Annotated in this window: 22 protein-coding genes and 5 tRNA genes; 23 read left to right on the top strand and 4 right to left on the bottom strand. The window is 28.5% G+C overall.

The genetic code is table 11. The features are described from left to right. Window positions 1–2: 2 nt before the first annotated feature. The 3 genes from ATR_RS07855 to ATR_RS07845 all read left to right on the top strand — a co-directional run bounded on the left by ATR_RS07855 (window position 3) and on the right by ATR_RS07845 (window position 3,896). Window positions 3–1,175, top strand: coding sequence for a Mur ligase family protein (locus tag ATR_RS07855; protein ID WP_228254218.1), 1,173 nt, complete (start codon window positions 3–5; stop codon window positions 1,173–1,175). Beyond that, a complete protein-coding gene (locus ATR_RS07850; protein ID WP_115428886.1) occupies window positions 1,162–3,279 on the top strand; it encodes a DEAD/DEAH box helicase in 2,118 nt (705 codons plus the stop codon). Before ATR_RS07855 ends, ATR_RS07850 begins: the two co-directional genes overlap by 14 nt. A gap of 101 nt (window positions 3,280–3,380) precedes the next feature. After that, complete coding sequence (locus ATR_RS07845; protein ID WP_115428885.1) at window positions 3,381–3,896, top strand: rhodanese-like domain-containing protein; 516 nt, start codon at window positions 3,381–3,383, stop codon at window positions 3,894–3,896. 46 nt (window positions 3,897–3,942) lie between these two features. On the opposite strand, the gene ATR_RS07840 is transcribed toward ATR_RS07845, so the two are convergent. Beyond that, window positions 3,943–4,353: a hypothetical protein gene (locus tag ATR_RS07840; RefSeq protein WP_115428884.1), complete on the bottom strand. Its 411-nt coding sequence runs from the start codon at window positions 4,351–4,353 to the stop codon at window positions 3,943–3,945. Between the two features lie 120 nt (window positions 4,354–4,473). On the opposite strand from ATR_RS07840, the gene ATR_RS07835 reads away from it, so the two are divergent. Genes ATR_RS07835 through ATR_RS07815 form a run of 5 tightly spaced genes read left to right on the top strand, consistent with a single transcriptional unit; the run spans window position 4,474 to window position 12,906 of the window. Further along, on the top strand, window positions 4,474–4,776 hold the full coding sequence (locus ATR_RS07835; RefSeq protein WP_115428883.1) for a hypothetical protein: 303 nt from the start codon (window positions 4,474–4,476) through the stop codon (window positions 4,774–4,776). Next, window positions 4,776–7,760 (top strand): transcription-repair coupling factor, encoded by a 2,985-nt coding sequence (gene mfd / locus ATR_RS07830; protein ID WP_115428882.1) that lies wholly within the window; start codon window positions 4,776–4,778, stop codon window positions 7,758–7,760. The genes ATR_RS07835 and mfd overlap by 1 nt, the downstream gene beginning before the upstream one ends. A 27-nt stretch (window positions 7,761–7,787) precedes the next feature. Beyond that, entirely contained in the window at window positions 7,788–8,315 is a 528-nt protein-coding gene (locus tag ATR_RS07825) for a GNAT family N-acetyltransferase (RefSeq protein ID WP_115428881.1), read from the top strand. A 17-nt stretch (window positions 8,316–8,332) separates the two neighbouring features. Continuing rightward, window positions 8,333–10,021 carry an autotransporter assembly complex protein TamA gene (locus tag ATR_RS07820; RefSeq protein ID WP_115428880.1) on the top strand — a complete coding sequence of 563 codons (1,689 nt, stop codon included), beginning with the start codon at window positions 8,333–8,335 and terminating at the stop codon, window positions 10,019–10,021. After that, the gene (locus ATR_RS07815; protein ID WP_115428879.1) at window positions 10,018–12,906 is read left to right on the top strand and encodes a translocation/assembly module TamB domain-containing protein; all 2,889 of its coding nucleotides are present in this window, start codon (window positions 10,018–10,020) and stop codon (window positions 12,904–12,906) included. Before ATR_RS07820 ends, ATR_RS07815 begins: the two co-directional genes overlap by 4 nt. Here ATR_RS07815 and ATR_RS07810 read toward each other — a convergent pair. The 3 genes from ATR_RS07810 to gpmI are packed head-to-tail and all read right to left on the bottom strand — an operon-like array spanning window position 12,903 to window position 17,057. After that, window positions 12,903–14,894, bottom strand: coding sequence for a penicillin-binding protein 1A (locus ATR_RS07810; RefSeq protein WP_115429473.1), 1,992 nt, complete (start codon window positions 14,892–14,894; stop codon window positions 12,903–12,905). The genes ATR_RS07815 and ATR_RS07810 overlap by 4 nt on opposite strands. A 1-nt stretch (window position 14,895) precedes the next feature. After that, complete coding sequence (locus ATR_RS07805) at window positions 14,896–15,585, bottom strand: ATP-binding cassette domain-containing protein (RefSeq protein WP_115428878.1); 690 nt, start codon at window positions 15,583–15,585, stop codon at window positions 14,896–14,898. After that, window positions 15,582–17,057, bottom strand: coding sequence for a 2,3-bisphosphoglycerate-independent phosphoglycerate mutase (gene gpmI, locus ATR_RS07800; protein ID WP_115428877.1), 1,476 nt, complete (start codon window positions 17,055–17,057; stop codon window positions 15,582–15,584). Before gpmI ends, ATR_RS07805 begins: the two co-directional genes overlap by 4 nt. A 70-nt stretch (window positions 17,058–17,127) precedes the next feature. Here gpmI and mraY point away from each other — a divergent pair, with 70 nt between their 5' ends. The 15 genes from mraY (at window position 17,128) to rplL (ending at window position 24,676) form a co-directional block, all read left to right on the top strand. Continuing rightward, window positions 17,128–18,189 carry a phospho-N-acetylmuramoyl-pentapeptide-transferase gene (gene mraY, locus ATR_RS07795; protein WP_115428876.1) on the top strand — a complete coding sequence of 354 codons (1,062 nt, stop codon included), beginning with the start codon at window positions 17,128–17,130 and terminating at the stop codon, window positions 18,187–18,189. A 2-nt stretch (window positions 18,190–18,191) separates the two neighbouring features. Next, window positions 18,192–19,352 carry a UDP-N-acetylmuramoyl-L-alanine--D-glutamate ligase gene (gene murD, locus ATR_RS07790; protein WP_115429471.1) on the top strand — a complete coding sequence of 387 codons (1,161 nt, stop codon included), beginning with the start codon at window positions 18,192–18,194 and terminating at the stop codon, window positions 19,350–19,352. A 42-nt stretch (window positions 19,353–19,394) separates the two neighbouring features. Further along, window positions 19,395–19,470 (top strand) — tRNA-Phe (locus tag ATR_RS07785). A 13-nt stretch (window positions 19,471–19,483) separates the two neighbouring features. Then, a tRNA-Thr gene (locus tag ATR_RS07780) sits at window positions 19,484–19,560 on the top strand. Between the two features lie 58 nt (window positions 19,561–19,618). Beyond that, window positions 19,619–19,703, top strand: a tRNA-Tyr gene (locus tag ATR_RS07775). 10 nt (window positions 19,704–19,713) lie between these two features. Continuing rightward, window positions 19,714–19,790: transfer RNA gene (locus ATR_RS07770), tRNA-Gly, on the top strand. 216 nt (window positions 19,791–20,006) lie between these two features. Continuing rightward, complete coding sequence (gene tuf, locus ATR_RS07765; protein ID WP_115428875.1) at window positions 20,007–21,215, top strand: elongation factor Tu; 1,209 nt, start codon at window positions 20,007–20,009, stop codon at window positions 21,213–21,215. Between the two features lie 18 nt (window positions 21,216–21,233). Continuing rightward, window positions 21,234–21,392, top strand: a complete 159-nt coding sequence (gene rpmG / locus ATR_RS07760) for a 50S ribosomal protein L33 (RefSeq protein WP_066154917.1) — start codon at window positions 21,234–21,236, stop codon at window positions 21,390–21,392. 42 nt (window positions 21,393–21,434) lie between these two features. Next, window positions 21,435–21,510 (top strand) — tRNA-Trp (locus tag ATR_RS07755). A gap of 75 nt (window positions 21,511–21,585) precedes the next feature. Further along, the gene (gene secE / locus ATR_RS07750; RefSeq protein WP_115428874.1) at window positions 21,586–21,768 is read left to right on the top strand and encodes a preprotein translocase subunit SecE; all 183 of its coding nucleotides are present in this window, start codon (window positions 21,586–21,588) and stop codon (window positions 21,766–21,768) included. A 9-nt stretch (window positions 21,769–21,777) separates the two neighbouring features. Then, window positions 21,778–22,305: a transcription termination/antitermination protein NusG gene (nusG, locus tag ATR_RS07745; protein WP_115428873.1), complete on the top strand. Its 528-nt coding sequence runs from the start codon at window positions 21,778–21,780 to the stop codon at window positions 22,303–22,305. A gap of 100 nt (window positions 22,306–22,405) precedes the next feature. Then, complete coding sequence (rplK, locus tag ATR_RS07740) at window positions 22,406–22,831, top strand: 50S ribosomal protein L11 (RefSeq protein ID WP_115428872.1); 426 nt, start codon at window positions 22,406–22,408, stop codon at window positions 22,829–22,831. Between the two features lie 79 nt (window positions 22,832–22,910). Further along, a complete protein-coding gene (rplA, locus tag ATR_RS07735) occupies window positions 22,911–23,609 on the top strand; it encodes a 50S ribosomal protein L1 (RefSeq protein WP_115429469.1) in 699 nt (232 codons plus the stop codon). Between the two features lie 160 nt (window positions 23,610–23,769). Continuing rightward, window positions 23,770–24,258 carry a 50S ribosomal protein L10 gene (rplJ, locus tag ATR_RS07730; RefSeq protein WP_115428871.1) on the top strand — a complete coding sequence of 163 codons (489 nt, stop codon included), beginning with the start codon at window positions 23,770–23,772 and terminating at the stop codon, window positions 24,256–24,258. Window positions 24,259–24,304: 46 nt separating this feature from the next. Then, window positions 24,305–24,676 carry a 50S ribosomal protein L7/L12 gene (rplL, locus tag ATR_RS07725; protein WP_115428870.1) on the top strand — a complete coding sequence of 124 codons (372 nt, stop codon included), beginning with the start codon at window positions 24,305–24,307 and terminating at the stop codon, window positions 24,674–24,676. Window positions 24,677–24,758 lie beyond the last annotated feature (82 nt).

Below are 24,758 nucleotides of genomic sequence, written 5' to 3'. Positions count from 1 at the left end.
AAATGAGTTTAAAAACAAAATCTTTAAGTGGTTTTTTAGAACATAAAACTATGTATTATGACAAAATAGATTTTAGCTTTGTAAATAAAGCTTTCTCTATTTTGGAAAAAGAGATAAAAATTCCATTTGTTATTCATATTGTTGGAACAAATGGAAAAGGAAGCACAGGAAGATTTCTATCTCATTATTTATATAAAACTGGATTTAAAACCCTACATTATAGCTCTCCACATATAAAAAAGTTTAATGAACGGATTTGGATAAATGGAGCTGATGTTAGTGATAATTTACTACAAAATGCTCATAATTTCTTAATTAATATTTATGATGAAGGTTTACTTCAAAAGCTTACATATTTTGAATATACAACACTTTTAGCTCTTTATTTAAGTAAAGATTGTGACTATTTGGTACTTGAAGCTGGACTAGGTGGTGAGTTTGATGCTACAAATGTTGTAAAAAATGATATAAGTTTAATTACAACTATTGGACTAGATCATATCTCTTTTTTGGGAGATAGTATAGAAAAAATTGCAAAAACAAAAATGAGAGCAACAAATGCAAAGATGATAATAGGTTATCAAGAGTTTAAAGAGGTTTTTAAAGTTGCAGAAAAAGTAAAAGATGAGTTAAAACAAGAGTTTAATAGAGATATTGAAATTCTAAAAGTTGAAAATTTTGATATAGATTATGATTTTGTTTTTGCTTCATATCTAAAAAGAAATTTGGCACTTTGTATTAGATGTTTAGAAGAGTTGCCATTTTTTAGGAATAATCCTATAAATCTTGAGATTTTTAACACAACTCCACTTTTTGGAAGATGTCAAAAAATTGCAAAAAACTTATATATTGATGTTGGACATAACTCTTTGGCAGCAAAAGTTATAAAAGAGGAGTTTAAAAATAGACAAATAACTCTAATTTATAACTCTTACGAAGATAAAGATTATGAAGAAGTTTTAAAAGTATTAAAACCAATTGTAAAAGAGATTTTTATTTTAGATTTAGATGATAAACGAATTGTAAAAAAAGATATTTTACAAAAGTGTATAAAAAAGTTGCAAATTGTTGAGATTGAAAAGCTATCAATGGATTTGGAAAACGAGTATTTAGTTTTTGGCTCTTTTTTGGTTGTTGAGAGATTTTTGGAGCTAATATCTTATGAGAAGTGTTGAGAAAGAGTTAGAAGAGCTATATTTTCAGAAACAACAACTAGAAACAAAGATAAAAGAGCTAGAAGAGCATATAAAAAATCAAAAAGTATTAGATAGAAAAAGGTTTACAAAAGATGAAAAAATAGATCTATTTAGAGAAACTTTTGTAAATAGAGCTGATATATATGCAAAAAAGTGGAAGAGTAAAGATGGAAGTAAAGAGGGCTTCTCTGCTGTTACTAAAACATTTATGGGTGATGACTTTTTGCCTCTTACAAATAAAGATTTAGAAGAACATTTAAGAGGAAATATCTTTTTAGCTTCATATTTAATAGATAGAAATCAAGAGTGCTCTTATGTTGTTTTGGAGTTAAATAGTGAAGATGTTTTTAAACTTCAAAGGGCTTTAAGTGAGTTAAATATTCCAGCTTCATACTCTTTAAGTTCATATAAGTCAATTTTTGCTTGGATATTTTTTGAAGAAAAGATAAGTTCAAAAATCTCATATAGCTTTGTATATTTTTTACAAAAAAAAGCAAACATTAGTGCAAAACTCTATCCAAATAGTGAGTTTTCAACAAAAGAAAAATTAGGTTCATATATAGAACTACCTTTGCAGTTAAAGTATAGAGATAAAAATAGTACAGTTTTTTTAGATATTAATAAGAAAAAGATTTTTCATGATCAGTGGAACTATCTTGCAAATATAAATAAAGCATCTAAAGAGCAGATTTATAGTTTTGCACAAGTTTTAAAGCCACAAAATATTGAAAAAGATTTAAAAACTGTAGATTTTCCACAAAATAGTTTTCAAATAGTTTTAGATAGTGGAATAAAATTTCCAATACAAAGCTTGTCAAAGAGTTTTATAAGTAAATTAAAATCATTTGCAAGTTTTGAAAATCCTCAAATAAAACTTCTACTTAGCCTTAGAAAACCACTATATAATACTCCAAAATATTTAAAAGGTTATGAAGAGAGTGGAGATTTTTTAACACTTCCTAGAGGTTTAAAGGAGAAACTTTTTTTGTATTTAAACTATAATTTAGTTAAATATGAGATTAAAGATTATAGAGTTTATGAAAAAATAGATACAAAAAAAGTTCAGTTTACTCTAAGACCAGAGCAAGAGGATGCCATAAAAGAGATTTTGAAATATGATAGTTCAATTTGTGTGGCACCTCCTGGATTTGGAAAGACTTTAATTGGTGCAAAAATATTTGAGAAAAGAGCTGTAAAAACCCTTATAATTGTAAATAAAAATATGTTACTTGACCAGTGGATTAGCCGTTTTGTTGACTATTTTGGATACAAAAAGAGCGATATTGGTTTTTTAGGAAAAAGCAAAAATAGTCTTAATGGGAATATAGATATAGCTACAATGCAAAGCTTAAATAATAGCCCTGAATTAGTAAAAAATTATACACAAGTGATTGTTGATGAGTGTCATCATATTCCAGCTCTTACCTTTGAACAGATTGTTAAAAATTTTTGTGGAAAGTTTATTTTAGGACTTAGTGCAACACCAAATAGAAAAGATGAGCTTGATCCTATTTTATACCAGCAATTAGGAAGTATCTCTTATGAGTATAAAAAACCAAAAACTCACACAAATAAACTTCTTGTAATAAAGACAGAGTTTACAAGTAGTGCTGATAATTATGCAGCAATTATAAATGAGCTAGTTTCAAATGAAGATAGAAATAGACAAATAGTAGAAACGATAAAAGAGCATCAAAATAGAAAAATATTGCTTTTAAGTGATAGAATAGAGCACTTAAACCTTTTGGAAAATATATTAAAAGAGCAAAATATAGATTTTGTGAGTGTTCATGGAAGCCAAAATAAAAAAGAGCAAGTAGAAAATATGCAAAAAGTAAAAACTAGCTCACTAATATTAGCAACTAGCTCCTTTTTTGGAGAGGGGATAGATTTTCCTCATTTAAACACTATAATATTTGCAACACCTATATCTTTTTATGGAAGATTAATTCAATATTTAGGAAGAATTGGGCGTGGAAATCAAGAGTGTTTGGCTATTGATTTTTTAGATTTTAGAAATCCTATGCTTAACTCTACTTATAGAAAAAGGCTAGAAGGCTACAAAAATATGCATTATAAATAAGCATATTTTATAATAAAAATAAAACTATTAAGTATAATTTTTTATAATAGTTTAATGCACTTTCTTATACACTAAACAACATTTTATTTTAGGAGTTAAATATGAAATTTGGAAAAATTATAGTTGCTGGGTCTTTGATTTTTAGTTCACTATTTGCTAGTGATTTTATAGATTATGATACTTTAAGTAAAAATTTAAAGGAAGAGGCAAAAAAAGATGGAAATTTGGCAACTACTGATGATGTTAAAAAAGCACTATCTTCAAAAGATTGGGCAGTTGTAGATGTAAGAACAATGGAAGAGTGGGCAGCTGGTGCTATTGCTGGAAGTATGAGAGTAGGACGTGAAGCTCCTGAAAAAGCTCTTGAAAATATAGTTTTAGATGATGATGATAAGTTTGTAAAACGAAAGCTTATAGTGGTTTGTAATACAGCTAGTAGGGCTGTTATAAATGCTCAAACATTTAGACAAATGGGCTTTGATGAGGTTAAGGTTTATGGGATTAATCAATGGATTGATGAGTGTAATCCAGTTGTGACAAAGTATAGTGCTTCTGAAAATAAAGAGGGCAAAAAGACTAAATTTGGTGGATATTACGCTGAACACTGTAAAAAGTAGTTTAAAATAAAAGAGTAAAAATATTTTTTTACTCTTTTTTGTTTAACTATGAGTAAAACTCAACTGATTTTGGTATATTTTTGGCTCTTATTTCCTCTTTATTTCTTATAAGCTCTCCATCTTCATTTACTCTTATTTTCTCTCTTTGCGAGAATTTTTCTTCTTTTTCTTGATTTTGAATTGATATCTTCTCTTCTAGTTTCTTTACTCTATTTTCAAGTATTATAATCTCATCTAAAAGTAGATTTTTCTCAATAACCAAACCATTTAGCTCATTTTTTATCTGACCAATTCTCTCTTTATAGGCATTCTTTTCTTTTTCAATAATAGAATTAAACTCTTTTAGGTTTTTATTTTCTTGCTCAAGAAGAACAATTTTTTTTACCAAAATAAGATTTTCACTCTTTAGCCTTTCTGAATCTTGCATAGCAAGGCGACTTAGAAGTTCATAGTTCATCAAAAATCCTTTAATAAAGATTAAAATTATATAATAATATATAATAATAGCAAAAAAATAGGTAATTTTGCATAAATCTACTTTATGTTAAAATCCATGAATTTTTTTTGAGGGTTTTTGATGGTTACAATAGATGTTTTGGTTTTGTTAGATGTTGTTGGAATAGTTGATAAAGATAGATTTGAAAAACATGTGAAGAAAGAGGGTTTTATAAGAGTTGAGAATGAGGAGTTTACATATACAGGAAACTCGACAACTACAACTTTTGCTACAAAAGCTTATATTTTGGAAGTTTTCAAGAAAGGTTTACAAAAAGCTGGTTTTGATAGTGCAAATTTAGTTTTTTTATTAAATGAGACTCCATATCCAGCATACTATTATGATAAAACTACAAATGATTTTGAGTTAAGCAAAGAGAAATAGTGAAAAATATATATGAATTTTTAAAAAGTTTAAAAGATGAAAAAAATCTAAAAAAATGCCAACTTCTAATAGTAAATGATGATAAACAAGCTATAGAAGCTTCACATATTGTCTCATTTTTAGGCTTTAAGCCATTTGTTTTATCAGATTTTAGAGCAAATTTCAAAGATGATTTACACTCTTTTAGTGATGAATTACAAGATATTACAAAAGCTCTACAAGATTTTTATAGATATAAAAAAGAGGATAAGATACTTATTTCACCTCTTAGGACTATTAGCTTTCCTATGCCAAAAAAAGAGTGTTTTGATGAGTTTATAATAAATTTTGGTGATAAACTTGATTTAAACTCTTTTAAGCAAAAACTCTATAGTTGGGGATACTATTTTGTAGATATTGTTACTAGTTTAGGAGAGGTCTCTTTTCGAGGAGATATTTTTGATATTGCACCTTTGGGGAGTGATTTTGGGTATCGTGTTAGCTTATTTGATGATGAAGTTGAAAGTATTAGAAAATTTGATATTGAAGATCAAAAATCACAAAAAGATGAGCTTGAGAGTTTTAATATAACTCCTGCTTTTTTAGCTTTAAATGAAGATAGTTTTGAAGAGATAAACTCTAAAATAGAGCTTTCAACAAGTGATGCTTTTGTAAAAGATATTCACTCTTTAGGTTTTTGGTATTTAGATAATCTTGCACACTATTTGCCACAAAATATGAACTCATTTATTACACAAGAAGCTCTAAGTGAGTTAGATGAGGCTTATATTTTTGAGGAAAAAAGGTTAAATAAAGATAAGTTTTTAACTCTTCCTCAAATATATTCAAGTAAGGATTATAAAGAGGTAAGCCCTTCAAATATAAAAGAGTTTATCTCTTTTCATAAAGACAAAAAAATCACTATTATAACTACTAGTGAGGCAAGAGTAAAAGCTCTTGAACTTTCACTTGATGATAAGCTAATAAAATATCACTTTAGTGAAGAGATAATAAATCTATTAAGTAGTAAGGAACTTATAATCTCTTTAAATAAAGAGATAAATAAGAAGAGAAAAAAAAGAGTAAAACTAGTTGTTGATGAGTTAGTTTTAAATGATTTTGTGGTTCATGAAAAGCATGGAATTGGTGTATATAAAGGGATAGAACCAGTTTCAATAATGGGAGCAAAAAGAGATTTTGTTGTAATCAACTATCAAGGAGAAGATAGACTTTTAATTCCTGTTGAGAATATTGATACAATTGATAGATATGTTGCAGATGGTGAGAGTTATGCGATAGTTGATAAACTTGGTCGTGGAAGTTTTACAAAACTTAAAGAAAAAGTAAAAGATAGGCTTTTTGAAATCGCAAATGATATTATAAAATTAGCAGCTGCAAGGGAGCTTGTAAATGGGATTAAAATATTTATAGATGAATATGTGATAAAAGATTTTCAAGCAAAGGCAGGATTTGCTTATACAAAAGATCAAACTAGAAGTATAAATGAGATATTAGCTGATTTAAGTAGTGGAAAAGTTATGGATAGACTTTTAAGTGGAGATGTTGGTTTTGGAAAAACTGAAGTTGCTATGAATGCTTTACTTGCTGTTATAAATAGTGGATATCAAACAGTTTTTGTATGTCCAACTACACTTTTAGCAACACAACACTACCACTCAATTTCAAAAAGATTTAAAGATTTTGGAATTGATGTTTATAAATTAGATGGAAAAACAACAACAAAAGAGAAAAACTCTATTAAAAAAGGTTTAGAAGATGGCTCTATTAAACTAGTAATTGGAACACACTCTTTGCTTGATATTAAAACAAATAATCTTGCACTTGTAATAATTGATGAAGAGCATAAATTTGGAGTAAAACAAAAAGAGAAACTAAAAGCTCTAAGAGAAGATGTGCATATTTTCTCTATGAGTGCAACACCAATTCCAAGGACTTTAAATTTAGCTTTATCAAAACTAAAAGGAATGAGTAGCCTTTTAACACCTCCAAGTGAGAGATTAGGAGTGAGAACTTTTGTAAAAGAGTATAGTGATTCTTTAATAAAAGAGGTTATTTTAAGGGAGAAAAGAAGAGGAGGACAACTTTTCTATGTTCATAATAACATAGCTTCTATTGAAGCTAAGAAAAAAGATTTACTTGAAATAGTGCCAAATATAAAAGTAGAGATTATTCACTCTCAAATAAAAGCAGATACTACTGAAAAGATAATTGAAGCTTTTGAAAATAAAGAGTTTGATATTTTACTTGCAACTTCTATAGTTGAAAGTGGAATTCACTTACCAAACGCAAACTCAATAATAATTGATGGAGCAGATAGGTTTGGGATTGCTGATTTACATCAATTAAGAGGAAGAGTTGGACGAAGTAATAAAGAGGGATTTTGTTACTATGTAGTTGAAGATAAGAGCAAAATAACACCTGAAGCTATAAAAAGGCTTGTTGCTTTAGAATCAAACTCATATTTAGGAAGTGGAACAGCTTTAGCTCACCAAGATTTAGAAATAAGGGGTGGTGGAAACATTATTGGAGCTGAGCAAAGTGGACATATAAAACAGATTGGTTATGGTTTGTATCTTAAAATGCTTGAAGATACTTTGGCAATTTTAAGTGGAGAAATAAAAACAAATGAGAAAAATATAGATATAAAATTAGCAATTTCTGCATATATTAGTGAAGATTATATAAGTGAAGATAGAATAAGACTTGAACTTTATAGAAGGCTAAGTCGTGCTGTAAGTAAAGAGACTTTATATGAAATTGAAGAAGAGATGGAGGATAGATTTGGAAAACTTGATACTCCTACAAAACAATTTATGGATCTGATTTTAATAAAAATATTAGCAATATCAAAAAATATAGAGCAGATAAGCTCTTATGAGATGAATATTACTTTTATAAAAAATAGTGTAAAAGAGAGTATAAAATCAAGAAGCAAAGATGATGACGATATTATAAGTGCTACTTTAGAGTATTTGAGAAAATAGTTAAAAATAGAAAAGGGAGAATATATTATGAATTTAGAATTTTTTGAGTTAAAGTTAGAAAATACAAAAGATAAAGAAGAGGTTGTAAAGATAATAAATGAGGCATATAGAGGGGAGTTAAAAGGAAATGCTTGGACAGGTGAAGCACATCTTTTAAGCGGAATTAGAATTGATATAGATATGCTAAATGAGTATTTAAAAGAGAAAAATACAAAAACTTTTATAGCAAAAAATAATAATCAAGTTGTGGCTACTATACAGGCAAAACTTGAAGATAATACTATTTATATAGGACTTTTTGCAGTTGATCCAAATATTCAAGCAAGTGGAGTTGGAAGAAGACTTTTGGAGTTTACAGAGCTTGAAACTTCAAAGATTTGGAAGATTAAAAGTTTTGTTATGGAGGTAATTTCAAGTAGAACAGAGTTAAGAGACTATTATATTAGAAGAGGTTATCAAAATACAAATAGTTATATTGAGTTTCCAAGATCAGAAAAATGGAGCTCAAATAAGCAAGAAGAGTTAAAACTTTTAGTTTTAAAAAAAGAGATTTAAAATTTTAAGAGATTAATTTGAAAGTTTTTCTATTTTTTTTATTTTTAACTATAAATTGTTTTGCAAATGAGATAAAAAAAATAGAGTATATCGGAGATATAGATTTAGTTCTAGGGGATTTTTCTAAATCAAATCTTGATACTATTTGTGGCTTTTCATATGATGAGTTTTATAAGATTTGGAAAAAGAATCCAACTTTTATAAAAAAAGATATAGAAAATTGTAGTGAGCAACTAAAAGAGTATTTAGATAGTTTAGGTTTTTATAAAGCTACTGTAAATTATGAGATAAAAGATAATAATGCAAAGATAGAGATTATAAAAAATGAACCAATAAAGGTAAACTCTATAGAGGTAGAAGATGAGTATAAAAGATTTGTAAGTTTTAAAAAAGATGAGGTTTTTATCTCATCAAAATTTACAGAATCAAAAAAAGATATAAGAAAACATTTAAATGAAAATGGTTATTCAAAAGCAGATATAAATGCAAAAGCTTATATAAATTTAGATGAGTATAGAGTTGATCTAATCTATAAAATAACAAAAAATAAACTTCAATATTTTGGAGATATAAATATTAAAAATAGTGCAAATATTAGCCAAGAGCTTTTACAAAAGCATATTGAGTTTAAAAAAGGGCAGATATATAACTCAAAACTTCTTGATAAAACTTATGAAAATCTATATAACTTTGGTATTTATAAAACTATAATAGTTGAACCAGATTTTGAATCAAATAGTGAATTTATTCCTATAAATATAAATTTAGAAGAGGGCTTTTTCAAAGAGAATATGTTTGGTTTTGGATACGATACTGATAAAAAGTTTAGATTTAAAGCTCAACACAAAAATGATAACTTTTTAGGAGATTTAAAACAATTTACTTTAGGAACAAAGGTAAATAGTGAAGGTTTTGAACTATATAATAATATTTTTGACCCATATTTTATCAAAGGAAATATCTCTTTAAACAATGATGTCTCTTATGAAGATATGGATTATACAAGCTATTCACAAAAAAAACTACAAGATAGATTGACTCTTTCAAAAGAGATTTATAACTTACCAAATAGTGTTGGATTTTTGGCTGAACACTCTACAATTAAATCAGATTTAAAAGAGTATGAAAGTGGAACCTATCTTTTAAACTCTTTGTTTTATGAGATTAAATTAGATAGAAGAGATGATAGTTTAAACCCAAAGGATGGATATTTTTTATCTTTTTATATAGAAGATGGTTCAAAATTTTTAGGAAGTGAGTATGACTACTTAAAAACTGTTACTGATTTAAGATATATTAAAACCTTCGATAAACTCACTGCATCTTTGAAAACAAAAATAGGAACATTAGATCGAGATTTGCCTATTTTTAAACACTTTTTTGCTGGAGGAGCATATAGTAATAGAGGATATGCATATGAAAAAGTTGGACTAAAAGATAGTGATGATAATCCATACGGTGGGCTTAGTATGATAGATAGTAGTTTGGAGTTTGAGTATAATATTTATAAAAATGTAGGTCTTGTGACTTTCTTTGACTCTACAATGCTAAGTATGGAGACAAATAAATTTAATGATAAATTCTATAACTCTTTTGGTTTTGGTGCTAGATATTATACTCCTATTGGTCCCTTTAGAGTTGATTTTGGTTTCCCACAAGATGATGGTGGATTTGTATTTCATATAGGAATAGGGCAAGTGTTTTGAGAAGTTTAAGAGTTTTGAAATATCTATTTTTTACAATAGTAGCTCTATTTTTAGTAATATTCTTATATCTTATTACATCAAAAGATGTGACAAAAAAGATATTTGATTATATTAGTGTTGAGTTTCCCACTTTTAAATATAGTAAAGTTGATGGAACTATATTTGATGGTTTTAAGATTTATGATCTAAATTATGATGATATGGTAAGAGCAAAAAGCTTATATATAAAACCTACTATTATTCCTCTTTTATTAAAAGAGATAAATATTTATGATTTAAAGACAGAAGAGATAGTTTTTGAAGATAAGTTAATATCTTATATAAAAGATAGTAATCAAAGCCAAAGTGAAGAAAGTAGTAGTTTTGAGATACCATTCTCTTTATTTATAAAAAATTTTGAGATTTCAATTTCTGATTTTTCTTACGAAAACCAAAAGATAGATGAGATAGTTTTAAATGCTAAAAATATCAGTTCTAATCTAAAAGATAATATAAGTGCAGAGATATTTACAACAATAAAATCAAATATCGCAAATCTTGAAACAGAAATAAAGATAAAAAACAATGAGTATAAACTTAGTTCAAATATTGATTTAAAAGAGTATGCAAAAGCAAAATTTGAGTTAAATGCAAGTGGTGATTTAGAAAAAATGGGGTTTACTATAAAGAGTGATGATTTAAAGATTATTGATTTGAAAGAGAAAATCGATATAAGAGATATAAAGCTTGTAGGAAACTATGATATTAAAAACTCTAATCTTGAGATTTCAAGTTTAAACTCTATTTTAAATTATGAGCAAATTTTTACAAGACTAGATGCAAAAGCTAAAATATTAAATAATGATTTAGAGAGTTTAAATTTTGAAGCAGAGTTAAATACAACTGTAAAAAAGAGTATTTATCAATCTTTAGATAAAGATTTAGAGATAAAATCAAGTTTAATAGGTAAGCAAAAAGAGATAGTATTTAAGAATATTTTGGAAGAGAACTTAGTAAAAATAGATGATTTTATTTTAAAAATAGATAGTTTAATTTTTGATGGAGTTGCAAAAATAGATAATAAGAGTATAGATATTACTTCCAAACTTGATGTTTTTACTAATTATGCAGATAAAAAATCGATATTGGATTTAAAATTAAATTTAGATGATTTAGAAAATTTAATTTTAAATTCAAAATCGATTGTTGAAAATCTAAAATATAAAGACTTAAATATAAAAGAGTTGGGAAACTTTAGTATAGATACAAGTTACAAAAAGAACTTTTTGAATATGGATTTAAACTCAAAATATATAAAAATGAATTTAAATACAAAAAATCTTAAAAAAATTATATTTGATTTAAATATAAAAAATCTAAATCCAAACACTATTTATAAATTGGATAAAAATATAAAAGTTTCAAAGATAAATTCAAATATAAAAGGGGAGTTTGAAGATAATCTTATTTTAAAATCAAGTACTATTTTAAATGATAACTTTGATATGAATTTTGAGCTAAAAAGTAAAAAAGATAGTATTGAAGCTAAATTTCAAAATATCTCTTTTAGATCAGACTTAAAGAGAAGTGGCGATATTTTAGAGTTAAAAACAGATATAAAAGAGCTTAGTATTTTTGAAAAAGAGTTAAAGAAAATCTTAGAAATTTCTGATTTAAATCTTTTTGGTTTGTTAAATATTGATTTAAAACTATTAAAAGATAGAGTTTATTTTGAGATTGTAAGTCCTAAAATCTCTTTTGAGGATAATAGTATTGAGAAGATAGATATAAAAGGAGAATTTGAAAAAGAGAAAATTACTCTTGATAAAACAGATTTTTATATAAAAAAAGTTTATGATATAAATTTCAATAAAAAATTCACACTTTTAAAAAAAGCTTATTTAAATATATCAAATTTTTCTGGGAATTTTGAATTTGAGAATCTATCTTTGAATAGTTCAAAAAGTGGTGAAGATTTGATTTTAAATATAATTACAAAAGATTTATTTGTTGAACATCTTGTATATGGAAAAGGAGCTATAACTTCTAGTCTTGATATAAACTTTAAAGAAAATAGTAAAATCTATATATCGGGAGTTATAAACCCAAATAAAATAGAGAGTTTTTATAATATTCCAGCTTTAAATATTAGTAAAGATAGAGATATAATCATTGTAAGTAGTGGAAACAATGAGATAAAAAAAGATTTTTTTACTAAAAATATTGGATTGAATTTGAGACTTATTTCAAATGATATTAAATATATTACAAAAAATATAGAGTTAAAACTAGAAGCCAATTTACAGATAAAAAAAGAGTTTGAAAATGATTTGAGAATTTTTGGAAGAGTTTCAAATATTAATGGAACTTTTAGTGAACTTGGTAAGACATATAAGATAGAAGATTCAAATCTACAATTTAGAGGTCTAGAAAATATAAATCCAATTTTGGATATAAAAGCAAATACAAAAATTGATAATGTAGAGATATTTATTGATATTACTGGTTCTATGGAAAATCCTAGAGTAAATTTAAGATCAAACCCAGCAATGAACTCAAAAGATATTTTATCTTACTTGATTTTTGGAACAAAATTTTCAAATAGTTCAGTAAGTGAACAAAATAGAGAGGCACAAGCTTCTCTTTTTATATTAAATGAGTTATCAAAAGATTATGTCAAAGAGATAGGAATTGATGTATTACACTTTGATTATGACCCAAAAACTCAATATATTGAGACAACAGTTGGTAAAAAAATAGGTGATAAAAATCAAATTATGATTAAAGATAAAGCTACAAATGGAGAGTTGATTTTCTTAAGAGAACTTACAAAGCTTTGGAATTTGGAATTGGGTCTTATGGAAAAGACCCAAAGTATAGATTTAATATATAAAAAGAGATATTAAAACTCCATACTATTTCCATCTTGTGAAGATTGGTCTATAATTATTTGAGAATCTATATCAGGAAGAGGAGAAGTATCTGTATAAAGCTCTTCTTTTCCCATAAACTCACTACTATAAACACCATTTGGTTTTGTGAAAGTTCTTGGTATTTCAGGATGAATTTCAAGATATTTCTTGAAAAAATGTGCAAAAGCTGGTGCTGCTATTGTACTTCCTGTTTCTGATCTTCTCATTGGTTTATTATTGTCATTTCCAAACCAAACTATTGTTTGAATAGATGGAGAGTAGCCACAAAACCAAGCATCTATATTATCATTTGTTGTTCCTGTTTTTCCAGCTAGCTCTATACCTTCAACTGCTGCTCTTCTTCCTGTTCCCTTTGTTACAACATCTCTTAAAATAGAGGTAATTAAATATGATTGTTCTGGAGAATTAAGCTCTTTTCTTTGTGGTTCAAAATTTACACTTTTACCATCTTTGTTTACAATTTGTTCCACAATATATGGTTTTACTTGTACACCATTATTTGAAAAGATTGTATAAGCTTGACTAAACTCTATTAAATTTACACTCATTGAACCTAAGGTTACAGATAAGTTTTCAACAATATCTTTAAAACCATATCTTCTTAAATCATCTGTTGCAATATTTATCCCAACATCTGTTACTAAATTCAAAGTAGAAAGGTTTCTTGATTGTACAAGGGAGTCTCTAAAGCTTACAAGACCTTGAAAGTTTCCACCATAATTTTTTGGTTGCCATTTTTTTTGTTGACCATTTACTGTATATGTATAAGTTCTTCCAATATCAAAAAGTTGTGAAGCTGGATTATATCCCTCATTTAATGCAGTTTGATATAAAAATGGTTTTATTGCACTTCCTGCTTGTCTTTTTGATTGGAATGCTCTATTAAACACTGATTGATTGTAATCAACTCCACCAACCATTGCCAAAATTCTTCCACTATTACTCTCTAAAGTTAACATAGCAGCATTTAGTTCTTTTGTAAATGCATCATTATCTGGGTTTTTTGAGCCACTTCTTATATTTTTATCTCTTTGCATAGCTTCATCATATGCTTTTTTTATAGAAGCATTTGCAATATCTTGAGTCTCTAAATCTATTGTTAAATATACTTTATACCCACCATATAATATATCTGGAATATCATTTATAAGTTCACTAACAGCATAATCTATAGCATATGGAGCTATATTTTGAGTTAAAGTTTGGTTATAAATAGTTGGAGTTTCATTTATTGACTCTTCAAACTGTTCACTATTTATCCATCCTAAAGTATTCATTCTTGTGATTACCTGATTAGCACGTGCAAGCGAGACTTGAAGATTTTTTGTTGGATCATAAAAGCTAGGAGCTCTTGGAAGTCCTACAAGGATAGCTATCTCTTTTAAAGTTAATTCATATAAATTCTTTTTAAAGTATCCTTTTGCTGCAGTTTTTATACCATAATAACCATGTCCAAAATATACATGGTTTAAATATCTCTCCAAAATCTCCTCTTTTGTAAGAATTGATTCAAGTCTTACAGCTAATAAAGCCTCTTTTACCTTTCTTATAATCTTTTTTTCTCTAGTGAGAAGTAGAACTTTGATTAATTGTTGAGTAAGAGTACTAGCCCCCTCACCATATCCACCTGATTGAATATTTTTTATAACAGCTCTACTAATAGCATCTGGATTAACTCCGAAATGTTCAAAAAACTGTGTATCTTCAATGGCAACAAGTCCTTCAATTACACGGGCAGGAATATCATCATAGTCAACATACTCTCTATTTTCATCTTTAAACGTATTTGCTAAAAGTTTCCCATTTTTATCAAAAAATTGTGTACTTTGTTTTGGATTGTAGTTTACAACACTATCTATATCATCTTTTATCTCTTGATATAAATCGTATAGATATACAAATGTAATAGCTCCAAGAACTACTCCTAAAAATATTATCGCTTTTGTTAAAAATTTTAACATCTTATTTCCTAAATTGTTTGTTTTTAAAGCTTGAGTTAAAAAGCTTTTTCGTATATTCATGTTGTGGCTTATTTAAAACTTCTTGAGTCTTTCCAAACTCAACAATATGCCCATCTTTTATAATTACAATATCATCACAAATATCTTTTATTGATTCAATATCGTGAGTTACAAAAAGTATTTTAATATTTAGTTTATCTTTTAAGTTTTTTACAATATTTATAATATTTGTTTTATTTTCAAGATCAAGTGCGGTTGTTGGCTCATCAAGTAAAAGAAGTTTTATATCACGGCTTAAAGCTATTGCAATTACAACTCTTTGAGTTTGTCCTCCACTAATTTGTGAAGGGTATTTTTCTAAAATTTCTAAAGGTAAATCTAAAAGATTAAAAACCTCTTCTTTTTTTTCATCGCTACAAAAAATCTGGTTTTTAATCTTTGTCATAGATGATAGAGATGTAAAAGGGTTTTGTGGAATAAATCCAATAGTATTAAAGTTCAATTCAAAATTGCTATTTATCTCTTTTTTTAAATCTAATGAGCTAGAAAGTAGGTTTAAAATAGCTTTTAATGTAAGTGATTTTCCACTTCCACTCTCTCCTATTAAAGCTGTTGAGCTTTTTATAGTAAAAGAAATATCAACTAATTTCTTACTATTTGAACTAATTTTTAACTCTTTTATATCTATCAAATTAGTGGTTCATCCATCTCTTTTGGAATAGGAAGTTGCATTAATTTTAAAACAGTTGGTGCAATATTGTTTAGACTTCCCTCTTTTACTTTTTTTACATTTGGAGATATTACAAAACAGTAAACATCTCCAACTGTATGATTTGTAAGAGTATTACCATCTTCATCTTTCATCATCTCACAATTTCCGTGGTCTGAAGTTAAAACAATATTATAGTTCTCTTTTTTTGCCTCTTCCAAAATTAATCCAAGTTCATAATCAACAGCCTCAACAGCTTTTACTGCTGCTTCATAAACACCTGTATGTCCTACCATATCACCATTTGCAAAGTTCACAACAATAAAATCAGTTTGATTTTTCATAGCAGTTCTAACAGCCTCTCCCACTTTTGGAGCTGACATTTCTGGTTGTAAATCATAAGTTGCTACATTTGGAGATGGAACTAAAACTCTAGTCTCATTTAAAAAAGGTTCTTCAACTCCACCATTAAAAAAGAAAGTAACATGAGCATATTTCTCAGTTTCTGCTGTATGAAGTTGAGATAAACCGGCATCTGAAATAACTTGCGCCAAAGTATTTGTTGGATTGTCTTTTGGAAAAATTACAGGGATTGGAATATTCTTATCATATTGAGTCATACTTGCTAATTGAAGTTTTAACTCTTTTCTTTCAAACTCTTTGAAATCATCTTTTGCAAAAGCACTTGAAAGTTCTCTTGCTCTATCGCTTCTAAAATTACAAAAAATAATTCCATCTTTATCATTAATTCCATCAAAGGCATCAAAAGCTGTAGGAATAATAAACTCATCAAAAATCTCATTTTTATATGAACTATCAACTAAATCTAATATATTTTGTGAACTCTTAGGAGTTGCAAATACCATAGAGTTATAAGCAAGTTCGACTCTTTCCCATCTATTGTCTCTATCCATAGAGTAATATCTTCCACTAATTGTTGCAATTTTTATATTTTCGTTGCAAATATTCAATACCTGATTTATATAGTTTTTTGCACAATTTGGAGCCACATCTCTTCCATCTGTTATTAAATGAAGCCAAACTTTTTTACCATAGTTTTCAGATATTTTTGCAAGAGCAATAATATGGTCTATATGAGAGTGAACTCCACCATCACTTAAAAGTCCCACTAAATGAATATCTTTTGAGTTTGATATTGTATTTTTTACGACATCATTGTCTTTTAAACTGTTATTTTTTATAGCTAAATGTATTTTTACCAAATCTTGATATAAAACTCTTCCACTTCCAATAGTCATATGTCCAACTTCACTATTTCCCATCTGATTTTCTGGTAATCCTACAAACTCGCCATATGTATGAATAAGGCTATGTGGAACATTTTCAAACAAATAGTCATATGTTGGTTTTTTTGCATTACAAAAAGCATTAAAATTTGAAGAGCTATTGTGTCCTATCCCATCTGTTATAATTAAGACTGTTTTTTTACTCATTTTATTTAAACCTTTTAAAATATTTATTATAATATAATCCTGAATATTTTATCAAATTTAAGGTTTAATTTTGTTTTACTGGCTCTATAGACATTTAGAAATCAATATTTTTCAATATATTTCAGTTCGTGCAGGAATTAGCTTCTTTTTAGCTTTTGTTTTAACTATGTATTTAATGCCAAAATTTATAGTATGGGCAAAGAGTAAAAAAGCTTCTCAACCAATATATGAATTAGCACCACAGGCTCACCAAGCAAAAGCGGGAACTCCTACTATGGGAGGAGTTGTTTTTATATTTTCTACAATTATTGCCACAATTTTAACAGCAAAATTAAACAATTTTTATATTGTTGGTGGACTTTTAACTTTAGCTTTTTTTTCATTAATTGGAATAAAAGATGATTTATCAAAAATTTTAAAAGCAAAAAATAGTGCAGGACTTAGTGCAAGAATGAAACTTTTTTTACAGTTTTTGAGTGCAGGATTTGTTGTTGCATTGCTATTTTATTTTGGGCATACAAGCGATTTATATGTACCATTTTATAAATTTCCTATTTTTGAAATGGGAGTTTTTGCTATTGTTTTTTGGATGTTTATAATTGTGGGATCTTCAAATGCAGTAAATCTTACAGATGGACTAGATGGTTTAGCAACAGTTCCATCAATTTTAGCATTTTCAACTTTATCAATTTTAGTTTATGTTGTTGGACATATTGGTTTTGCAAACTATTTATTAATGCCAAGTATTAGTATAGCTGGAGAGTTAGCAATTATGGGAGCTGCAATTATTGGTGCTTTGATTGGATTTTTATGGTTTAATGCTTATCCTGCTGAAGTTTTTATGGGAGATAGTGGTTCTTTACCTTTAGGTGCATTTATGGGTTATTTAGCAATTGTTGCAAAATCTGAAATTTTACTTATAGCTATTGGCTTTATTTTTGTCTTAGAGACAGTTTCAGTTATGTTACAAGTTGGTTCGTATAAATTAAGACAAAAAAGAGTTTTTTTAATGGCACCTATTCATCACCATTTTGAGCAAAAAGGCTGGAAAGAGAATAAAATAATTGTGCGATTTTGGATAATATCTTTTATGGCAAATCTTGTTGCATTATTAAGCTTAAAGTTGAGATAAGAATGGAAAATTTAAGAATTTTAGGAAAAGGGAAAACAGCACTTGCTTTGAAAAAAAGATTCCCAAATGCTGATTTATATGATGACAATGATTTTGAATCTTTTGATAAAAATTCAGACGATTTAACAGTTGTAAGTCCTGGAATACCACCTTATAATAAGTTGGTACTTGCTTCAAAAAATATTATTAGTGATTATGATCTATTTTATGATGAAATGCCTTTTACTATTTGGATTAGTGGAACTAATGGTAAAACAACAACAACACAAATGTGTCAATATCTACTAGAGAAATTTGATTCATGTTATGGTGGGAATATAGGCGTTCCTCTTAGTGGTTTAAATAAAGATAAGAAGATTTGGATACTTGAAACATCCTCTTTTACACTTCATTATACAAAAAAAGCAAAACCAAATATCTATATTCTTTTACCAATAACAGAAGATCATATAACTTGGCATGGAACTTTTGATGAATATAAAAAAGCAAAATTAAAACCTTTAGAGTTAATGTGTGAAACTGATATTGCAATTATTCCAGAAATATATAAAGGTATTAAAACTTCTGCTTATGTAATATATTATAATTCAAGTGATGATTTATGTAAGCATTTCAAAATTGATAAAAGTAAAATAAAATTCAATGAGCCATTTTTATTAGATGCAATAATGGCAATGGTTTCAAGAAAAATAATATTTGATGATGTTGATTATGATTTAATAAACTCTTATACAATAGATAAGCATAAAGTTGAAGAGTTTAAAGATGCTAAAAATAGATTATGGATTGATGATAGCAAAGCTACAAACTATGATGCAACAATAAATGCATTAGTTCCATATAAGGATAAAAATATACATATTATTCTTGGAGGAGATGATAAAGGTGCAAGCTTAAAACCACTTTTTGAAAATATAAAAGAGTTAGATATTGTAGTTTATGCAATAGGGAGCAATACAAAAAGAGTTTTAAATTATTGTAAAGAATTTAATATAGCTTGTGTAGAGTGTGAGTATTTAGAAGTTGCAGTTGAAAATATTGATAAAAATTTGAAAAAAAATAGTATAGGAATACTTTCACCAGCAGCAGCATCACTTGACCAATTCAAATCTTATGCGCACAGGGGCGAAGAATTTAAGAAATTTGTAAAAAATTTAAGTTGAAATTAATAAACTACTCTGTATAATCTCACTCCAATTTATAGTGGTTCGATAGCTCAGTCGGTAGAGCAAAGGATTGAAAATCCTTGTGTCGACAGTTCGATTCTGTCTCGAACCACCATTTATTTTATGGTGCTGGTGTAGCTCAGTTGGCTAGAGCAGCTGATTTGTAATCAGCAGGTCGGGGGTTCAACTCCCTTCACCAGCTCCATTTTTTAGTCGTGCGTAAGTTTTAAAAAACAGCGCTTGACCAGAGCAATAATTTTTATGGTGAGGTTGGAGAGTGGTCAAATCCTGCGGACTGTAAATCCGCCGCCTACGGCTTCGAAGGTTCAAATCCTTCTCTCACCACCACGTAAATGTTGCGGGAGTAGCTCAGTTGGCTAGAGCTTCTGCCTTCCAAGCAGACTGTCGCGAGTTCGAGTCTCGTCTCCCGCTCCATTGTTATTGATTACTGGGAGCTGAGTTATAATTGCACATTATTTTTATAACTCTACAATTTATACTCCCAATTAATTTAAGTTTTAGTATTTTATTAATATAATACACATCACAATTTGTGAAAACAAATCCCCTCTGAATAGAGAAGCCCATTTGGCTTATCTACTCAGAGGGCAATTAAGCAAAATAAAAATAAATTTAGAAGGGGAAATTCCTATGGCAAAAGAAAAGTTTTCAAGAAATAAACCGCACGTAAATATCGGTACAATCGGTCACGTTGACCACGGTAAAACTACTACTACAGCAGCAATATCTGCAGTATTAGCTGTAAAATATGGTGGAGAGATGAGAGATTATGATCAAATCGATAATGCTCCAGAAGAGAGAGAAAGAGGAATTACTATTGCTACTTCTCATATTGAGTATGAAACTGACAAAAGACACTATGCACACGTAGATTGTCCAGGTCACGCCGATTATGTTAAAAATATGATTACAGGTGCTGCTCAAATGGATGGAGCTATCTTAGTTATCGCTTCAACAGATGGTCCTATGGCACAAACTAGAGAGCATATCTTACTTTCTAAACAAGTTGGAGTTCCATATATAGTTGTATTCTTAAATAAAGAAGATCAATTAGATCCAGCTGATAAAGATGAGATGCTAGAATTAGTTGAAATGGAGATTAGAGAGTTACTTTCAACTTATGATTTCCCAGGTGATGATACTCCAATCGTTGCTGGATCTGCATTCCAAGCTTTAGAAGAGGCAAAAAAAGGTGTTGTTGGTGAGTGGGGAGAAAAAATCGTTGCATTAATGAATGCAGTTGATGAATATATTCCAACACCAGAAAGAGATACTGAAAAACCATTCTTAATGCCTGTAGAAGATGTATTCTCAATCTCAGGAAGAGGAACTGTTGTTACTGGAAGAATTGAACTTGGAACTATTAAAGTTGGTGAAGAGATCGAAATCGTTGGATTTGGAGATACTAGAAAAACTACGGTTACTGGTGTTGAAATGTTTAGAAAAGAGATGGATCAAGGTCAAGCTGGAGACAACTGTGGTATTCTTTTAAGAGGTGTTAAAAAAGAAGAGGTTGAAAGAGGACAAGTTCTTTGTAAGCCAGGTACAATTAAACCTCATACAGAATTTAAATGTGAAGTTTATATTCTTTCAAAAGAAGAGGGTGGAAGACATACTCCATTCTTTAGTGGATATAGACCACAATTCTATGTTAGAACAACAGACGTTACAGGTTCTTGTGTACTAAATGAAGGTACTGAGATGGTTATGCCAGGTGATAATGTTGAGATGACTGTTACTTTAGTTGCTCCAATTGCTCTTGAAAAAGGAACTAAGTTCGCTATTAGAGAAGGTGGAAGAACTGTTGGTGCTGGAGTTGTTTCAGAAATTATTAAATAAGGAAATTCTATGGCAGCAATTAGAATTAAAATTGGATTAAAATGTCAAGAGAGTGGAGATATTAACTACACTACTTGGAAAAATCCAAAAACTCATACTGAAAAGTTTGAGGTTAGAAAATATTGTCCAAGATTGAAAAAACATACTACTCATAAAGAAGTAAAGTTAAAATCTTAACAATTCAATAGTTTTGAGAGAGTTACTCTCTCAATCTATTTTAGGCTAGTAGCTCCAATGGTAGAGCATCGGATTCCAAATCCGAGTGCTGGGGGTTCGAGTCCCTCCTGGCCTGCCACAATTAAATTTTTTTAAGAGATTTTATGAAAATTTCTTTAAAAAATTTGACTTAAAATTTAAAATGGAGAGAAATGTGAGTAAAACTAGTAGCTATTTAAACAATGTAAAATCAGAATTATCTAAGGTTATTTTTCCAATAAAAACACAAATAAGAACTGCTTATATATCTGTATTTATTGTTGTTACTGTTATAGCTCTATATCTTGCAATGATTGATGGAGCAATGTCTTTTACTCTGTCTTCTGTAATTAAATAAGGAATAAAAATGGCACATAAATGGTATGCAATTCAGACATATTCAGGAAGTGAATTATCTGTAAAAAAAGCTATATTAAAATTAAAAGATGAGATGGCTGATGATAGAATTGCTGAAGTATTAGTACCAACTGAAGATTTAATAGAAGTAAAAAAAGGTAAAAAAACAATTATAGAAAGACCTTTATACCCAGCTTATGCCTTTGCTAAAATCGATTTAGATACAGCTTTATGGCATAGAATTCAATCAATGCCAAAAGTTGGAAGATTTATTGGTGAATCAAAAAAACCAACAGCTTTAAGTGAAAAAGATATTAATCTTATTTTAGAAAAAGCAAAAAATAAAGCTGCTGCTAAGCCAAAAATCTCTTTTGATGAGGGAGAAATGGTTAGAATTAATGAAGGACCATTTGCAAACTTTAATGGAATAGTAGAGGATTTTGATTTGGTTTCTGGTGTTTTAAAACTGAATGTATCAATATTTGGAAGAAATACACCAGTTGAAATCTCTTATACGCAAGTAGAGAGAATAGTTTAAGGTTTAATTTAGGCATTAGGCAAAGAAACTAGCTTCTTTTTAGTTTTTTTGCCTAATGTCTAATCATTAAAATCATTATAATTTTTAAAGGAATAGCAAAATGGCTAAGAAAGTTCAAGGATATTTAAAACTGCAAATACCAGCAGGAGCAGCAAATCCATCACCACCAGTAGGACCAGCTTTAGGTCAAAGAGGTGTTAATATTATGGAATTTTGTAAAGCATTTAATGAAAAAACTAAAGATAAAGCTGGATATAGATTACCAGTTATTCTTACAATTTATACAGATAAAAGCTTTACATTTGAAGTAAAACAACCACCAATGACAGAACTTATTAAAAAAGTTTCAGGAGTTAAAAAAGGAAGTAGCAATCCACTTAAACAAAAAATTGGAAAGTTATCAAAAGAACAAATTATGGAAATCGTTGATATGAAAATCAAAGATTTAAATACTACAGATAGAGAAGTTGCTGCAAAAATTGTTGCAGGAAGTGCAAGATCTATAGGAATTGATACAGAGTTATAATTCTGTTTTGTATAAGGTATAACCACTAACCTTTATAATATTAGTGGAAGCAAAAAAAAATAAAATTGCGGAGAATAAAATGGCAAAAGTTTCAAAAAGATATAAAGCGTTAAATGCAAAAGTTGAAGATAGAAAATACTCTTTAGCTGATGCTTGTAGTTTAGTAAAAGATTTAAAATCTGCTAAATTTGATGAGAGTGTAGAAATTGCACTTAATCTAAATGTAGATCCAAGACATGCGGATCAGATGATTAGAGGAGCAGTTGTTCTTCCAAATGGTACAGGAAAAACTGTAAGAGTTGCTGTTTTTGCAAAAGGTGTAAAAATGGATGAAGCAAAAGCTGCTGGTGCTGATATTGTTGGAAACGATGATTTAGCTGAGGCTATTCAAGCTGGAAACATTGATTTTGATGTATTAGTTGCAACTCCTGATTGTATGGGAATTGTAGGAAAAGTTGGAAGAATTTTAGGGCCAAAAGGTTTAATGCCAAATCCAAAAACTGGAACAGTTACAATGGATGTTACAAAAGCAGTAAACGATGCAAAAGGTGGTCAAGTTACATATAGAGTTGATAAAAAAGGTAATATGCAAGCTGCTATTGGAAAAGTTTCTTTTAGTGCAGAAGCTATCAAAGAGAATGCAGAAGCATTTATTGGAGCTATCAACAAAGCTAAACCTTCAACTGCAAAAGGAAGATATATTGCTAATGCAGCAATTAGTTTAACGATGAGCCCATCTATTGTTTTAGATAATATGGAATTATTAGAGATTAGATAAGGTTATCCTTATCTAATTTTTTGCATTCAAGAATATTGAAGGTGTTCGATATTCTTGAGTGTTCAAAGCACTGAAATAAAACTGAAGACAGCTGGTAAGAGAGTTTCCTATTCTCTTGTAAGTCCCGCCTAGGATGATGTTTTGAAAGGAGGAATATAATATGACTAGACAAGAAAAATCAGAAATTATAGACTTTTTATCTCTTGAGTTTAAAAACTCTTTAGCTGTTGTTGTTTGTGACTATAAAGGACTTACTCATAAAGAGTTAGAAAGTTTAAGAAGAGAAGCAAAAGCAAATAATACAAAAGTTCAAGTTATTAAAAATACTTTAGTGGCTAAAGCTGTTGCTAAAGCAGATTTAGGAGATATTGATTTATGTGGAACAAATATCTATTTATGGTCAGAAGATCAAATTTCAGCTTGTAAAGTAGCTGATAAATTTGTAACTTCTATGAAAGATAAATTCTCTATTAAATCAGGAATTATTGAAGGTCAAATTTGCGATGCTGCTAGAGTTAATGCATTTGCTAAATTACCATCAAGAGAAGAACTTCTTGGAATGCTTGCATCTGTATGGATGGCACCTGTTAGAAACTTTACTATTGGTCTGGATGCACTTAGAAGAAAGAAAGAAGAAGAGGCTGCTTAATTTTAAGCTAAAAATATATTAAATTAAAAAATAAAAAGGATAGAAAATGGCAATTTCTAAAGAAGACGTTTTAGAATTTATTTCTGGTTTATCTGTATTAGAGTTATCAGAATTAGTAAAAGAGTTTGAAGAAAAATTTGGAGTATCTGCACAACCTGTAGCAGTTGCTGGTGGAGCAGTTGCTGCTGTTGAAGCTGCTGAAGAGAAAACTGAATTCGATGTAATTATAGTTGATTCAGGAGATAAAAAAATCAATGTAATTAAAGAGATTAGAGCAATTACTGGTTTAGGATTAAAAGAAGCTAAAGATGCTGCTGAGCAAACTCCTTCAACAATTAAAGAAGGAATCTCTAAAGCTGATGCTGATGCAATTAAAGCTCAACTTGAAGCTGCTGGTGCAAAAGTAGAAGTTAAATAAGTTTATTGACTTATCCGTATATAGGGATTTTTCCCTATATAAGTTTGGCATCTTTGAGGGCTAAGGTTAAGATTTTTTTATA

This window comes from Aliarcobacter trophiarum LMG 25534, assembly GCF_003355515.1.
Taxonomy (GTDB): Bacteria; Campylobacterota; Campylobacteria; order Campylobacterales; family Arcobacteraceae; genus Aliarcobacter; species Aliarcobacter trophiarum.
Note: the sequence above shows the minus strand (reverse complement) of the source record. Positions and strands in the feature narration are given on the sequence as shown.

What these genes read in the sequence shown, in the direction of transcription:
- ATR_RS07835 (WP_115428883.1), top strand. Translation starts at nt 4,474, where the DNA reads ATGGTTACAATAGATGTTTTGGTTTTGTTAGATGTTGTTGGAATAGTT.
- ATR_RS07845 (WP_115428885.1), top strand. Translation starts at nt 3,381, where the DNA reads ATGAAATTTGGAAAAATTATAGTTGCTGGGTCTTTGATTTTTAGTTCA.
- murD (WP_115429471.1), top strand. Translation starts at nt 18,192, where the DNA reads ATGGAAAATTTAAGAATTTTAGGAAAAGGGAAAACAGCACTTGCTTTG.
- tuf (WP_115428875.1), top strand. Translation starts at nt 20,007, where the DNA reads ATGGCAAAAGAAAAGTTTTCAAGAAATAAACCGCACGTAAATATCGGT.
- ATR_RS07850 (WP_115428886.1), top strand. Translation starts at nt 1,162, where the DNA reads ATGAGAAGTGTTGAGAAAGAGTTAGAAGAGCTATATTTTCAGAAACAA.
- rplK (WP_115428872.1), top strand. Translation starts at nt 22,406, where the DNA reads ATGGCTAAGAAAGTTCAAGGATATTTAAAACTGCAAATACCAGCAGGA.
- ATR_RS07825 (WP_115428881.1), top strand. Translation starts at nt 7,788, where the DNA reads ATGAATTTAGAATTTTTTGAGTTAAAGTTAGAAAATACAAAAGATAAA.
- rplA (WP_115429469.1), top strand. Translation starts at nt 22,911, where the DNA reads ATGGCAAAAGTTTCAAAAAGATATAAAGCGTTAAATGCAAAAGTTGAA.
- rplL (WP_115428870.1), top strand. Translation starts at nt 24,305, where the DNA reads ATGGCAATTTCTAAAGAAGACGTTTTAGAATTTATTTCTGGTTTATCT.
- ATR_RS07855 (WP_228254218.1), top strand. Translation starts at nt 3, where the DNA reads ATGAGTTTAAAAACAAAATCTTTAAGTGGTTTTTTAGAACATAAAACT.
- nusG (WP_115428873.1), top strand. Translation starts at nt 21,778, where the DNA reads ATGGCACATAAATGGTATGCAATTCAGACATATTCAGGAAGTGAATTA.
- rplJ (WP_115428871.1), top strand. Translation starts at nt 23,770, where the DNA reads ATGACTAGACAAGAAAAATCAGAAATTATAGACTTTTTATCTCTTGAG.
- ATR_RS07840 (WP_115428884.1), bottom strand. Translation starts at nt 4,353, where the DNA reads ATGAACTATGAACTTCTAAGTCGCCTTGCTATGCAAGATTCAGAAAGG.
- gpmI (WP_115428877.1), bottom strand. Translation starts at nt 17,057, where the DNA reads ATGAGTAAAAAAACAGTCTTAATTATAACAGATGGGATAGGACACAAT.
- ATR_RS07810 (WP_115429473.1), bottom strand. Translation starts at nt 14,894, where the DNA reads ATGTTAAAATTTTTAACAAAAGCGATAATATTTTTAGGAGTAGTTCTT.